General features: G+C 49.6%; 11 protein-coding genes and 1 riboswitch. Of the genes, 5 read left to right on the forward strand and 6 right to left on the reverse strand.

The features are described 5' to 3' along the window. Together K2G43_RS03445 and K2G43_RS03450 are read right to left on the reverse strand one after the other, a co-directional pair. A partial coding sequence (locus K2G43_RS03445; RefSeq protein WP_300152976.1) for a DUF5107 domain-containing protein occupies positions 1–2,437 on the reverse strand: 2,437 nt, incomplete at its 3' end. Positions 2,438–2,527: 90 nt separating this feature from the next. Continuing rightward, the gene (locus K2G43_RS03450) at positions 2,528–3,940 is read right to left on the reverse strand and encodes a sugar porter family MFS transporter (protein WP_300152977.1); all 1,413 of its coding nucleotides are present in this window, start codon (positions 3,938–3,940) and stop codon (positions 2,528–2,530) included. Between the two features lie 117 nt (positions 3,941–4,057). Here K2G43_RS03450 and K2G43_RS03455 point away from each other — a divergent pair, with 117 nt between their 5' ends. Beyond that, the gene (locus K2G43_RS03455; protein WP_297643784.1) at positions 4,058–4,939 is read left to right on the forward strand and encodes an AraC family transcriptional regulator; all 882 of its coding nucleotides are present in this window, start codon (positions 4,058–4,060) and stop codon (positions 4,937–4,939) included. A gap of 20 nt (positions 4,940–4,959) precedes the next feature. Here the strand turns inward: K2G43_RS03455 and K2G43_RS03460 are convergent, their stop codons facing one another. The 4 genes from K2G43_RS03460 to K2G43_RS03475 are packed head-to-tail and all read right to left on the reverse strand — an operon-like array spanning position 4,960 to position 7,373. After that, the gene (locus K2G43_RS03460; RefSeq protein WP_300152978.1) at positions 4,960–5,859 is read right to left on the reverse strand and encodes a LysR substrate-binding domain-containing protein; all 900 of its coding nucleotides are present in this window, start codon (positions 5,857–5,859) and stop codon (positions 4,960–4,962) included. A 27-nt stretch (positions 5,860–5,886) separates the two neighbouring features. Next, positions 5,887–6,381 carry a threonine/serine exporter family protein gene (locus K2G43_RS03465; RefSeq protein ID WP_300152979.1) on the reverse strand — a complete coding sequence of 165 codons (495 nt, stop codon included), beginning with the start codon at positions 6,379–6,381 and terminating at the stop codon, positions 5,887–5,889. A gap of 7 nt (positions 6,382–6,388) precedes the next feature. Next, positions 6,389–7,195 carry a threonine/serine exporter family protein gene (locus K2G43_RS03470; RefSeq protein WP_297643790.1) on the reverse strand — a complete coding sequence of 269 codons (807 nt, stop codon included), beginning with the start codon at positions 7,193–7,195 and terminating at the stop codon, positions 6,389–6,391. Further along, entirely contained in the window at positions 7,173–7,373 is a 201-nt protein-coding gene (locus tag K2G43_RS03475; RefSeq protein WP_297643792.1) for a hypothetical protein, read from the reverse strand. Before K2G43_RS03475 ends, K2G43_RS03470 begins: the two co-directional genes overlap by 23 nt. Before the next feature lie 747 nt (positions 7,374–8,120). Then, positions 8,121–8,324, forward strand: a riboswitch (cobalamin riboswitch). A gap of 59 nt (positions 8,325–8,383) precedes the next feature. On the opposite strand from K2G43_RS03475, the gene K2G43_RS03480 reads away from it, so the two are divergent. From K2G43_RS03480 to K2G43_RS03495, 4 genes are all read left to right on the forward strand, one after another. After that, positions 8,384–10,399, forward strand: coding sequence for a TonB-dependent receptor (locus tag K2G43_RS03480; protein ID WP_300152980.1), 2,016 nt, complete (start codon positions 8,384–8,386; stop codon positions 10,397–10,399). A gap of 41 nt (positions 10,400–10,440) precedes the next feature. After that, entirely contained in the window at positions 10,441–11,556 is a 1,116-nt protein-coding gene (locus K2G43_RS03485) for a hypothetical protein (RefSeq protein WP_300152981.1), read from the forward strand. Between the two features lie 5 nt (positions 11,557–11,561). Next, positions 11,562–12,692 (forward strand): ABC transporter substrate-binding protein, encoded by a 1,131-nt coding sequence (locus tag K2G43_RS03490; RefSeq protein ID WP_300152982.1) that lies wholly within the window; start codon positions 11,562–11,564, stop codon positions 12,690–12,692. A gap of 87 nt (positions 12,693–12,779) precedes the next feature. Next, entirely contained in the window at positions 12,780–13,799 is a 1,020-nt protein-coding gene (locus K2G43_RS03495) for an iron ABC transporter permease (protein WP_297644285.1), read from the forward strand. Positions 13,800–13,997: the final 198 nt, after the last annotated feature.

The following is a 13,997-nucleotide window of genomic DNA, read 5'->3' on the forward strand; positions in this document are numbered from 1 at the left end:
GATATGTATCATCAATTGAAACAGACTTTTCCCAGCAGGCAATCGCTTCCTCATATACGCGGGCGGCATAATGGAAGTTACCCAAATAATAAGGGGCCTTTGCGCCTTCGGGGTTAAGAGCCATCGCATCCTGAAGCATGAGCACTTCTTCCAACTTGTTTGGGAAACAGCAGTCGGGACACATCGCCTCCGCTTTTTGGTAATACGTCAAAGCCTCATCCTGCTTATTCCTCATGGAGGCCAAGTAACCTAATGCATAGTAAACCATCGGATATGTAGCCTCTCCATCTTCAGTCACAAACGAAAGCAGCCGGGCGGCCTCTTCGTACATGCCTGCGGAGGCATAATCTATCGCATACTCCAAATAGCTGTTTGCAGCCCCACGCATCAGTCTCTTCATTTCCGACTTAACCGCGGCGGCAGCCTCCGTGTCGCCTTTCAATACATTGATAAGATAGGCTTCGTAACGACATCCCATATTGAAGTTATCCATCGACAATGATTCGCTGATAAACGCTTCCGCTTGTTCCAGTGCTCCGGTCTTACGCAAGAAAGAGGCTTTCAGCTGTCGTCCCTTATGGTTCAACCAGTTACGATATAAAGAGCGATTGATATGCTCAAGGCCGTTTGCGTAATCTTCACGAATCATATCTATTTGCGCAAGTCCCATATAGCCGGCATCCTGCCACGCGGCATTCCAAGTGGCCTTGAAGAAAGCATCGTATGCGCCATCCATGTCTCCCTGCATTTTCTTGCTCCAGCCAAGGTTATAATACGGTTCGCCCTCGTATGGATTAGGATTGCGTTCGGTCAGCGTCTTGATGGCACGGTCGAAATATCCTTGCGCTTCGGCAAAACGCCCGCGACGCATCAACAACAGGCCCACCGCATTATTGCAGCGAATGTCACTCTCGTCACGGCTCAACGCTTCCATATAGTAATCCATTGGAAGATAGGTGGCATGACGATACTGCTCCAAATGATGCCCTGTGAGGAAGAGTTGCTCCATACTCGCTATCTTCTTAGGGTCAAGAGCCGCTTTTGCCGGTTCCGGGATAGGCTTGATTTCCGGTTCCGATGCCTGATAGCTTACCAGCACCTTACCTTTTTCATCAAGGACCGTAAGCTTCAGTTTTTCAGGTTTACGAATATCACAGGCCACCGCATTCACGTATGAGTTGTCCGGTGCCACTGCGGTAAGCGCATCCAGATAGACTTTACCGGTTTCCATGTTAGTCAGCATGACCCGTACTTCACGGTGGGCGGCAGTGGTGTAGAGCATAATCTTCATCTTATCTTCTCCTTCGGGAAGGAGGTTGATAAGCGCGTCGCGCGTGGCGTTTTTCACCATTCCCACTTTCTGGTATGGCATGAAATACTGGGTCCATGACTTTTCCTCGTATGGCTGTAGCCAGGCAAAATCCGGCTGGTTGTCGCAGTACATGCCGGTCATGAGCTCAATATACGGCCCGTCCTCGTCGGTCAGGTTCCTGTCCCATGCTTGTCCGAAATCTCCATGTCCCCATGTCCACTGTTTCTTGCCGGCATTCACATGATGGTCGGCCACGTGGAGAAGCCCTGCTTCGATATGTTCTTCATATCCGCCCACAAAATCAAACTTGGAATTGATAGCCATGTAGGAGGTAGGAACCGGAATATTATCATAACGGGAAATATCCACACCGGCCGAATAGTCCACTTTATAGTATTCGCCCGTAGCTATAGGAAAACTTGACACAGCACGCTTTCCATGGTCAAACACAGCGTTTACATCGGGCGGAAATACCGAATAATAACCTTTATTGACAACAACGGCAGGGTTTGCCCACCACAAGAAAGTTTGTGGGAACGGAGTGCGGTTATATACTTTCGCCTTGATTTCCACATACGCTTTTCCCGGATACAGAGTGAAGCCGGCCATCCCTTTGGTACGGAACATGCGCTCTACTTCGCTACACCAAACGGTTTTGCTTCCATCGGGAAATTCTTCAATCTTGCAATCGGTTGGCAAGTAAGTACTCGGACGATGGTGTTGCGGCCAGTTAAACTCTATGCCACCGGAAATCCACGGTCCCGTAAGCCCCACCAACGCAGGCTTTATCACCTGATTGTAATATACGAAATGACGCTTCTTTATCTTGTCGTATGCCATCTGAATGCGTCCTCCAAGTTCAGGAAGAATCATCAGTTTGATATACTCGTTTTCAAGGAAGAAGGCTCTCCAAGGACGGTCGTGCTTTTCATCTTCCACTTTCTCAACCACGGGATAAGGATAAACAGCTCCCGAACTTCCTTGATACACGCGTTTTTCAAGAAACATCGGATTCTTCTCCTCCTTGCCGATGGCATAAGTCGGCAACATCACAATCTCTTCCCAAGCCCTGACCTCGGAAGTATCTACGGTGCTTTTGATTAAGTATTCAGTTATTTTTTCCATGTGAAACTAAATGATTTTGTTGTTGTTTAATGTAAAATATCTCGTTCCTGTGACGAACATCCTCTTCTTAAAGTCCTCTTCCTAGAAGAATCAATCATCACTCCTATCTTTCAATAAATCTTTTTCCAATTCTTCCAAAGACTTTCCTTTTGTTTCCGGTATATGACGAAGAATAAACATAAATCCGCATAAACAAATTACCGCATACAGCATAAACGTGCCGCCCGTGCCCAGGCCTGAGTTTAAGAACGGGAATGTATATGTAAGCAAGAACGAAGCAATCCACAATGCCGCCGTACATACCGCCATAGCCACTCCACGAACCCTGTTGGGAAATATCTCAGCAAGCAAGACCCAGGTAATCGGTCCAAGGGACATCGCATAGAACCCGATGGCTAAGACCACAAAAACTATCATGATAAATCCCTTGAATTCAAAAAAGTAGCTTAATCCCAACAATGTATATATACCGGCCAGGCCTATTGAGCCTATCATCATCAACGGCTTTCTTCCTAAACGGTCAACCGTATAAATAGCGACAAAGGTAAACACCAAGTTGGCAATTCCTGTGATAACGATATTCATCAATACATCCGAAATGCCATATCCCGCAGCTTGAAAAATTTCCTGAGCATAATTGAATATCACATTGGTACCGCTCCATTGCTGGAACATGGCGACCACTATACCAATGACCAATACTTTTCTCATTCTTGAAGAGAAAAGCAATGACAAAGCCCCTCCCTCCGAATGGGAAGCATCGCCTGTCTTCCTATAACTTTCAAGTTCAGAAGTCGCATATTTCTCCCCTCCAATGGAAGAAAGCACTTTTTGGGCCTGCTCAAAACGTTGCGTGCTTGCAAGCCAACGCGGGCTTTCCGGAATAAACATGGAAAGAAGGAAGAAAGCTCCCGACGGGACACATACCGCCCAAAACATCCATCTCCATCCGGTCTGCCCATTCCATGAATTCAAGATATCGGCAGACGCGGCACCGGCAGGGACAGGCTCCGCTATGAGCATATTCACCACCTGGGCCCCGAGAATACCAAGTACTATAGTCAACTGATTGAGCGTCACTAGCTTTCCGCGAATATGGGCAGGAGCCACTTCCGCAATATACATTGGAGACAAGTCGGCAGCCAATCCTATCGCCATACCTCCGACAAAACGAGCCAGTATAAATGCTGGGACAGACGCAGATGCCCCTGTAGCCCACGATGACACAAAGAAGATAAAAGCAGAGAAAACAAGCAGTTTCTTCCTACCGTATCTATCCGCCAGAAAGCCTGCCGTAGTGGCTCCCATAAGACATCCCAACAAGGCGATGCTCATGGCCAAGGCCTGCATCGTCTCATTGTCCGCGATATTAAAATAAACTTCGTAAAAGGGTTTCGCCCCACCTATTACTACCCAGTCATAACCAAAAAGAAGACCTCCCATAGCCGACACAAGGCATACAAAATAGACAAACAATTGATTAAAATTTTTCATGGCATTCATACTATATGTTTTTTCAGCGCAAAATAACACAAACAACCACTCTCTCAAAATGTATTTTATCTCTTATTTCATGTAAAATAACCCGATAAATGCTATCTTTGCACAAAATCTAATTCCATGGAACGAAAAAAAGAAGGATTTGAGGGACAAATGGCCATTGTATTGCCTCAGACAATCAAAGACATTCTGACAAGCAACGAACTGACGTCATTGCTTCATATTACAGATATAGGCTACTATCCGAAAGCTGAAGGACATTACCGAAGCAGAAAAGAGGGTGCAGACCAGCATATACTTATCTATTGTACCGACGGCAAAGGATGGATAAACATCCATAACACCAGATACAACCTGAAAAAAGAAGAATTCTTTATCATCGAGGCCGGCACCCCACACTCGTATGGAGCGGCGGAGAAGGAACCCTGGAGCATATACTGGATTCATTTCAGCGGAGAAAAAAGCCACTTGTTCAGCAGCATATACAATAAAGTAATAAGAATAGAAGATTCTCCGGAAGCCAGATTCGGGGACAGGCTCCTCATGTTTGAAGAGATATACAAGAATCTGGAAATGGGCTATAGCACAGAAAATTTGGAATACGTCACGCATTGCCTTTGGCATTTCATCGCTTCCTTCAGATTTATCCCCCAATTCAGGGAGGTCAATAAGTCAAAAAAGGGAGATATCATACAAGACTCCATCAAATACATGAAGGAAAACATAAACAAGCATCTTACTTTGGAAGATATCGCAAAGCACGTCCACTACTCCTCTTCCCATTTTGGACAGATTTTCTTAAAAAAGACCGGGCACAGCCCGCTGAACTATTTCAGCCAGCTCAAGATACAGAAGGCATGCCAGATGCTGGATTTCACAGAAATGAAAATCAAGGAGATATCCTTTGAATTGGGATTTTACGACCCGTATCATTTTTCCAAGACATTCTTTAAAATAACCGGCGAAACGCCATCTCAATATAAGAAGCGCAACAAAGGATAGGCTGACCATGCAGCCAACCGTCATATCCACGAATTCTGCCTCTTCTTCACGGCAAGCGACTCACTCAGCAGTCGCACGAACTCTTTCATCGAATGTTTATGATAGGTATCCTTGAGGATGTGGACACATCCTATCATTTCATTGTCGGGAACATCGAGAGGGACGGCCTTGACATCCTGTTCGTTATAAATGGAATCTTCGGCCAGCACGGTCACAAAACGGGTCTGACGGATAAGTTTCAGCAGGATGTTCACCTCGTTCAGCTCGATACGAATCTGAAAATGGTGGTAGGAGGTCACCAGGCTGTCAAAAGCATTCCGCGCCTGCAATCCTTTCGAAGGCAATGCCAATTCGTATTTTTCAAGTTCGGAAAGCGTGACTCGCTCCTTGGAGGCAAGCGGATGGGTGGAGCTGATCACTGCCGACAGGCTGTTTTGGAACAATATATGCGATTCGACATCAGCAACCGGCCGTGTGGGCTTAAAAGCAAGCACGAAATCCAAATCCCGCTTGGCCAGCAGTTCCATAAGTTCGCCCATAGGCTTATAGATGATATTAAGCTTTATGCAGGGGTACAACTTCATGAAAGAGATGACCGTCTCGGTCAGTATCGGACTGAAAGAATAAGTAACCCCTATATTCAGCGTACCGGTCAACAACTTCTGCAAGTCGTGTATGCGGTCTGCACAGGTTTCCGCCTCATGGATGGTGCGCAACGCAAAGGGCAGCATCAGTTCTCCGGCCTCAGTCAGGCGTATGGCATGGTTGCTGCGAAGAAAAAGTTGTACGTCCAGCTCGTCCTCCAACTGCTTTATCTGCTGCGAAAGCGAACTTTGCGCTATGTTCAGCGCTTTGGCCGCATCCGAAAAGTTCAGTGTTTCAGCGGCCTTGGCAAAGTATCTTAGCTGTCTTAATTCCATAATGATGCAAAAGTATAAATAATACGGTTACCTCGTAGCCGTAAACGAAAGTTTTTTGAACAGAAACACCGGCATAGTGGCACCGATGACCATCCCCAACAGGATGAACGTACAGGTCAGCCCGTTATAGGCCAACAGATAGAAATAGTGGCCAAAGGCCTCTTCCTGCGTATGATACAGACAGGAGAGCAGCGCCTCTATCGTGCGGTAAGCGTACATCCCCGGTATCATAGGCAGCAGCGCCGGAAAGAAACAGACTTCGGCCGGGCATTTGATGCGCGAGGCAAACAGAACGGCCAGCACCCCGACGGCCAATGAGGCCAACGTGCTGGCAGGAATGATATGCATCCCTCCCCATTCGGGCCATGTCAGGACATATCGGATGGAATGACCGGCAGCGGCAATCAAAGCACAAGCCGGGTAGGCCCGATGCGGCGTATTGCTGATACTGGAAAAACCGATAGCAGCTATCGCCGCAAACCATCCGTCCTCTAAAATACTGAATAAAATATCGTTCCACATAAGATGTTTAAAACCATTTCAGTCCCAATAACAACATACCCGCACACAATCCTGCCGACAGACAGGCGGTAAGCACCGCCGCATCCAGAAAACGGCTGAAGGCACACAGGTAATGCCGATATATCATATCACTGACCGCATTTATATACGGCACGCCAGGAATAAGGTACAACACGCTCGTACCCAACGCTATTTCAGGCGTGGTGCCGATGCTGAAGACATGCCCTCCGGCACTGAGGGCGGCGGAGAAGAAGGAGGCGCACAGAAAGGTAAGGCGCACGTCGCGCTTGTCTTCAAGCATAATCTGCTTCAGCCTGTAGCCGGCAAGGGTCGATACAAACACGATTACCATCGACATGACATCACCACCGAAAAGGCGGCAGAAGGAAGCGTTCGCCAAGCTTGTAAGCAACAGCACCTCGCGCCTACCCGTCGGACGGGTTTCCCGTATGCGGTCCAGACGTTCAACAGCCGTTGCAAAATCGAGATGCCTGTCCGCAACCTCCCAGCTCAGCCGACTGAGTTTTGCATTCAGGTTGAAACTGATACCGCCACCTGCCGTCTTGCGCACAACTACGCTGTTATCAGTTCCGTTCTTGTCCCATGCCGACACATAGACATGAGTAGGCATGATGGAAATGTCAAATTCCACCCCAAAAGCCTCCACCATTCTTCGGGTATTCTTCTCTATGCGAATGCAGGTCGCCCCGCATCCCGACAGCAACGAGGCATAGTCGGCTAGAAAAACAGCCGTCTCATGAACGGTAGCGGCAGCCGATGCCTCACCCGCCTTACAAATCTTCGAAGTCGTCATCCTCAATATCCCCCGGAATATAGAATATCTCTCTTTCGCTGCCCATTTCGAGCAGATGATTCGACTTACGGTCATCGCAACGGCATTCGGCATGATACCGTTCGATGGCTCTGAATAGAAATGCGAACAATAGCACTCCCGCTATCACGCACCATACAATCATTGGTTGGTTCATCATTTTTTGCTTTTTAAATTTCGCCGCAAAAGTACATCCGCCACCAAGAGCACCCAAACGATTAATAAGGGATTTTCCTATCGCCGCCATAGGCAAAACAAATGATCAAAGCAAAGTATTAAAATCCACGGAAAAATCCGGTTATCATTTTGCAATAATTCTATTCCTATATATATATCAATTTATCCTATTTATTCCTATTCTTCTTACTCTCCCATTTTCCAAATCTCCCCCAATAGGATACTATCACAACAAAAATTTGCGGAAATGGGCAGAGGAAACGAATTTCTTTTTGACTATAAAAGAAGCATAGAGCCATCGGCCTCCTTCAATTCATTGATTTATTCTTTACAAAAACGACTTCAAAAATCATAGTGCTACATGTCGTTACCCTCAGTCGTTATCTGAGGTAGCCTCAGTCGTTATTTGAGGCAGCCTCAGTCGTTACTTGAGGTAGCCTCAGTCGTTACCTTTCCCTATCCCTTCCAGAAGTACTCCTGGAGCCGTTTTTTTGTTGAGAAATGAGAAAACTGCGATTTTTCGCATTTTTGGGCGTAAAATGATATTTTTTTACATTTTACGGCTTTCGCAATCGGTAAAAAGCAATCTTTCCGGCTCATCCGGAATTTGGAGTGATAATCGGGTTTTTAGCTCGCTAATGATAGAAAGCGTCATTGTGCACCATCACTCCAAATATCGGATGAACTAAAAAAATTACGGGCCATTATCGGGCAATATCTCACAAAATACTTATCTTTGCCCCCGTTTTGTTCCACATCCCTGTTCGGGGAATGGATGAAAAGGGAATCAGGTGAAAGTCCTGAACAGTCCCGCTGCTGTGAGTTTCGTAAAGAGAGGGGTATCTTTACTTATGCCACTGTTCCAAGAATGAAGAACGGGAAGGCGATACCTTGGAAACGAGTCAGAAGACCTGCAAAACAAAGTCAAGAAATTGTCCGTTCGAGGAAAGCGGGCAGTGTACAGGATGTTTTTAAAATAAGTTTTGTCATTTTATGACAGGAAAGACAAGGGTACAACTGATTTGTATCATTTCCTTTTGGATATACGCCTGCAGCGCCTCCGCCCAAGAGATGCCGAAAGACACTTTGACAGGGAAAGTGCATCAGATAGAGAAAGTGACCGTCACCGCACGGCGCTTGCCTAACAAGGTGACCACTGCCGTACCCATACAATCCATCTCACAACAGGACATCAGCCAGCTCGGCATACAGAACATGGCAGATGCCGTGCGCCGCTTTGCGGGTGCCAATGTGAAGGATTACGGCGGCATCGGCGGTTTGAAGACCGTCTCCATACGCAACATGGGGGCGGCGCATACGGCAGTCAGTTATGACGGCATTGCCGTGAGCAACTGTCAGGCAGGGCAAATCGACATCGGACGATTCTCTCTGGACAATGTATCCACCCTCTCGCTTGCCATCGGGCAGACGGAAGAATTGTTACAATCCGCACGGCTGTACGCATCGGCCGGCGTATTGAGCATCGAAACGGAGAAACCACACTTCGAAGAGGGACGCAATGCCGCATTTCAAGTACGGTTGCGCGGAGGTTCGTTCGGCTATGTCACCCCTTCCGTGCGCTGGTGGCAGCAAATAGGCAGCCGCACCCGCCTTGCCGTGGACGCCAACTATATGCGTGCCGACGGCAACTACCCCTTCACGCTGGTCAACGGCAAGTATGTGACGAAGGAGAAACGGAACAACTCCTCCATCCATTCCCATCAAGGGGAGGCCACCCTCTACCACACATTCAAGGATGAGAGCGAACTGGACGTGAAGGGCTACTACTTCTATTCGGAACGGGGATTGCCGGGTGCCGTCACCCTCTACAACCCGCTTTCCGACGAAACGCTTTGGGACGAGAATGCCTTTGTGCAGGCATGTTACCGGAAACGGTTTTCCCCCCGCTGGAGCTTGCAGGCTCAGGCGAAATATACGTACGGCTGGAACAAGTACCGGGACGAAGGCAAAGAATACACCGAAGGATATTATCAGGAGCATCACCGGCAGAATGAGTATTACCTCTCCGCCGCCGTCCTCTACCGCCCGCTGGAAGCGTTGTCCTTCTCACTGGCACAGGACGGAGTGATAAACAAGTTGCGCAACAGCTTCCCGGAATGCCCGTTCCCCACCCGATACACCTCCATCAGCGCCTTCAACGCCCGTTATCGGAAGAGTTGGCTGACGGCTACCGCCGCATTGGTACACACCGCCACTTCGGAACGCGTGAAGGCAGGTACGGCACCCGACGATTTCCATCGCTTCGCCCCCTCGCTTTCGGTCAGCATGCAGCCATGGAGCGGCGAATTGCTGTTTCTCCGATTGATGTATAAGAGCACATTCCGTCTGCCGACGTTCAATGACCTCTATTATTACCGGATGGGCAACCGCAACCTGCGCCCCGAAAAGGCGAACGAATATAATATAGGCATTACGTGGAACAAAAACGAGCTTCCGCTGTTTGACTATGTATCGGTCACGCTTGACGGCTATTACAACGACGTGACGGACAAGATTGTGGCGTTCCCCACCACCTATGCCTGGAAGATGGCCAACTACGGAAAGGTACACGCCGCAGGCGTGGATGCCACCGTGGTGACGGCCGTCCCTCTGCACAAGGACATCAAGCTGGTTCTGTCAGGAAGCTATACCTGGCAGAAGGCCATAGACCTGACGGACCCCGAATCGAAGAACTACAAGGACCAGCTTCCCTATACACCCCTGCACAGCGGAAATGCTTCCGCCATTCTGGAAACGCCGTGGGTGAACGCGGGCTACTCAGCCATAGGAGTCAGCAAGCGTTACTACCTGGCGCAGAACCTGCCGGAGAATGAGATTGACGGTTATCTGGAACATACGTTGAGCCTCTCCCGCGAGTTCACCTTAGGCGGTTGCAAGCTGCAGTTGCAGGCGGAAATGGCGAACCTGACGAACGAGCAGTACGATGTCATCAAGTATTATCCGATGCCGGGACGGTCGTGGCGGTTGACGGGAACGTTGAAATTTTAAGAGACAAGAACTATAACAAAACAATTAAAAACAAAATGATTATGAAAGTAAGAAGTTTAATATTCGGCATGCTCTGCATGCTGGCTTTGGGTGCAGGTTTTGCATCTTGCAGCGATGATGACGATGATGACAGACGCGAAGACACAGGTTCACAAGTGGAACTGCCGCGCCATCGTGTGTTTATCTTGAACCAGGGCAGTTGGGAATACAACAACGCCAGCATCGCCTTCTATGCACCCAACGGAGACGCCGATTTTATTAGTGACATCTTCCAGAAACAGAACAACGCCGCACTGGGCGACAACGGTCAAGACCTGATAGAGTACGAAGACCGCATGTACGTCGCCGTCAATGGCTCCAACTACCTGGCAATGCTGAATGCCGCAGGCGTAGAACAGAAACGCGTCTCTTTTGCCGGAGATGCGGATTTATCTGCAGGCATCCGCTACTTAGCTGCGGAAGACGGTTATATCTACGCCTCTTTCTACAACGGCTTTATTGCGAAAATCAATGCCAACACATTGGCTGTGGAAGCCCGATTGGGTGGATTGGGCGACAGCCTGGAAGGCGTAGCCATCTGTGACGATGTTCTCTACGTGGCAAACTCCTACAAACAAGAGGGAGGAGCCTATATTTACAATACAAACTTAGTGGCTGTGGACTTGCGCACATTCACAAAGAAAGCCGACCTCACCGTGGCAATCAACCCCAACCGATTGGTAGAAGAAGAGGACAGAATCTTCTTGCTTTCCAAAGGTGATTATGCAGACAAGCCCTCTTCCCTTCAAATGATTGAGCCGAAGAATGGCAACAAGATAACGGAATTTGGTGAAGCAACCGTGATGTGTGCAGCCAACGATATGCTTTATTGGGTGGCATCGACCACGGAAGATTGGACGCATTATACCACTACCTTCCACAAGTATGACATCAAGAGCGGACAGACATCCGTCATCAACCTGGCGGCACAGGCTCCCGAATTGGCTACAACCAACATCGGCATGATAGCAGTGAACGATGATAACGGCGACATCTACGTAGGAACTGCCAGCTATACCACCAACGGTAACATCTATCATTTCAAAAAGAACGGCACATTGGTCAAGAAGTTCGATTGTGGAGGCTTGAACCCGTTTGCAGCCGTATTCTTCGATTAATCAAAATGGAACGAAAGCTTATTATTGTCTGCCTGACAATCGCCTTGCTTCTTTCCTCGTGCGGAGGGAGAGGCAAGGCTTCTTCTGTTTCAGAAGAGGGTGACACCATCGCCTTGCACCATACCCAAAACCTGACGTTGGTCGCCTATCCCGACTATATAGTCGCCACACTGCGCAATCCGTGGGACACGCTGAAGACACTGCACACCTACATCCTGCTTCCGAAGGAGAAGCCCTTGCCCCAGCAACTGCCCGAGGGTACCGTAGTGCGTACACCGCTCTCCAAGTCAGTCATCTACTCCTCCGTACATTGCAGTCTGCTGGACAAAATAGGAGCGTCCGGCAGCATTGGAGGCGTGTGCGACTTGAAGTACATCCAACTTCCCTTTGTTCAGGAAGCCTGCCGTCAAGGCAGCATCGCCGATTGCGGCGAAAGCATGAACCCCGACATGGAGCGCATCATCGACCTGCACCCCGATGCCATCCTGCTCTCCCCCTTCGAGAACAGCGGCGGCTACGGCCGTGTAGAGAAGCTGAACATCCCCCTCATCGAATGTGCCGACTACATGGAGACCTCCCCCTTAGGACGTGCCGAATGGATGCGCTTCTACGGATTGCTCTTCGGAGCAGCCCCGCAAGCCGACAGCCTCTTCGCCAAGGTGGAAGCGAACTACCGGCAACTGAAACAGCGTGCCGCGCTTTCATCGACCTCCCTGTCCATCATCAGCGAGCTGAAAAGCGGTTCGGCGTGGTACGTACCGGGAGGACATAGCACGGTCGCCCGATTGTTCCGGGATGCCTGCGGGCGTTACGCCTTTGCCGACGACAAGCACAGCGGTTCCATTCCTCTTGCTTTCGAGACCGTCTTCGACAAGGCGGGCGATGCCGATGTCTGGACCATCAAGTACAACCGCGACCGCGACATGACCTACGCCGACCTGGAGTCCGACTATGCCGGCTATACAGGCTTCAAGGCTTTCAAGGAGCGGAACATCTACGGCTGCAACACCGGCAAAGTCCCCTTCTACGAAGAGACCCCCTTTCGTCCCGACTATCTGCTGGCGGACTTCATACAGATGTTGCACCCCGAAATTGGAGATTTGGGGGGATTGCGTTATTTTTGCAAAATGAAATGATAAACAACACAGAGACACGGAGACACAGAGTTTTTTATCTCTTTAAATAATCCTCCGTGTCTCTGTGCCTCTGTGTTCAAATAAACAATGAGTAAAGGCACCAAATACGGTATCGGGTTGGGAGCAATCATCCTCCTGTTGTTTGCAGGCAACCTGTTGGTGGGGTCGGTTTCGATTCCGCCTGCCGAGGTATTCCGCATCCTCCTCGGAGGCGAAGGGGAGAAGGCGAGTTGGAACTTCATCCTGTGGGAATCGCGGTTGCCGCAGGCGTTGACCGCCCTGCTGTGTGGCGGCGCGTTGGCGGTCTGCGGATTGATGTTGCAGACGGCATTCAAGAATCCGCTTGCCGGACCGGACATCCTCGGCATCAACTCCGGCGCAAGCCTGGGCGTGGCGCTGGTGATGCTGCTGTTCGGAGGCAGTATCACGGCGGGAGCGTTCAGTCTGTCCGGATTCGTCTCCGTGCTGACGGGTGCCTTCGTTGGTGCCATGCTGGTGATGGCGCTCATACTCTTCTTCTCCACACTGATAAAAAGCAACGTGATGCTGCTGATAACGGGCATCATGATAGGCTACATCGCCTCGTCCGTCATCGCCCTGCTCAACTTCTTCGCCACTGCCGAAGGCGTGCAGTCCTATATGATTTGGGGGTTGGGCAACTTCGGGGGTGTCTCCTTGCAGCAGATGCCCGCCTTTGCCGCGGTCACCCTGTTGGGGCTGTTCGGCTCGCTGCTACTCATCAAACCGCTAAATGCCTTGCTGCTGGGCGAACGCTATGCCGAAAACTTAGGCGTAAACGTGCGCCGGGTGCGCAACGGGCTGTTGGTAGTCACGGGGTTGCTGACGGCGGTCACCACGGCATTCTGCGGTCCCGTCTCCTTCATCGGGCTTGCCGTCCCCCACGTGGCACGGATGGTGCTGGGCACCGCCAACCATCGGTCGTTGTTGCCTGTCACCATTCTTTGCGGCGGAGTGGTGGCATTGCTCTGCAACCTGCTCTGCACCCTTCCGGGCGAGGCGGGCATCATTCCGCTGAACGCCGTCACTCCTTTCATCGGCGCGCCGGTCATCATCTACGTCATTCTGAAGCAGAAGTCCATGCGCTGACTTTCCTACTGCCATTATCCTGATTATCACATATTTAAAAACAGCTTGACAGACACTTGTGTTCAACGTGACAAACACTTGTGTTCAAGCTGACAGACACAAGTGTTTGAGACGACAGACGCAAGTGTCTGTCAAACCGGGGTATATAGGGGAAATTGCAGAAGTTATTTCTTTGCTGATTTTATTCCGCCAACAGGT

Origin of the sequence: Bacteroides sp., assembly GCF_029057325.1 — a bacterium.
Taxonomy (GTDB): Bacteria; Bacteroidota; Bacteroidia; order Bacteroidales; family Bacteroidaceae; genus Bacteroides.

Coding starts and splice junctions, on each gene's coding strand:
- K2G43_RS03450 (WP_300152977.1), bottom strand. CDS start 3,940: ATGAATGCCATGAAAAATTTTAATCAATTGTTTGTCTATTTTGTATGC.
- K2G43_RS03455 (WP_297643784.1), top strand. CDS start 4,058: ATGGAACGAAAAAAAGAAGGATTTGAGGGACAAATGGCCATTGTATTG.
- K2G43_RS03460 (WP_300152978.1), bottom strand. CDS start 5,859: ATGGAATTAAGACAGCTAAGATACTTTGCCAAGGCCGCTGAAACACTG.
- K2G43_RS03465 (WP_300152979.1), bottom strand. CDS start 6,381: ATGTGGAACGATATTTTATTCAGTATTTTAGAGGACGGATGGTTTGCG.
- K2G43_RS03470 (WP_297643790.1), bottom strand. CDS start 7,195: ATGACGACTTCGAAGATTTGTAAGGCGGGTGAGGCATCGGCTGCCGCT.
- K2G43_RS03475 (WP_297643792.1), bottom strand. CDS start 7,373: ATGATGAACCAACCAATGATTGTATGGTGCGTGATAGCGGGAGTGCTA.
- K2G43_RS03480 (WP_300152980.1), top strand. CDS start 8,384: ATGACAGGAAAGACAAGGGTACAACTGATTTGTATCATTTCCTTTTGG.
- K2G43_RS03485 (WP_300152981.1), top strand. CDS start 10,441: ATGAAAGTAAGAAGTTTAATATTCGGCATGCTCTGCATGCTGGCTTTG.
- K2G43_RS03490 (WP_300152982.1), top strand. CDS start 11,562: ATGGAACGAAAGCTTATTATTGTCTGCCTGACAATCGCCTTGCTTCTT.
- K2G43_RS03495 (WP_297644285.1), top strand. CDS start 12,780: ATGAGTAAAGGCACCAAATACGGTATCGGGTTGGGAGCAATCATCCTC.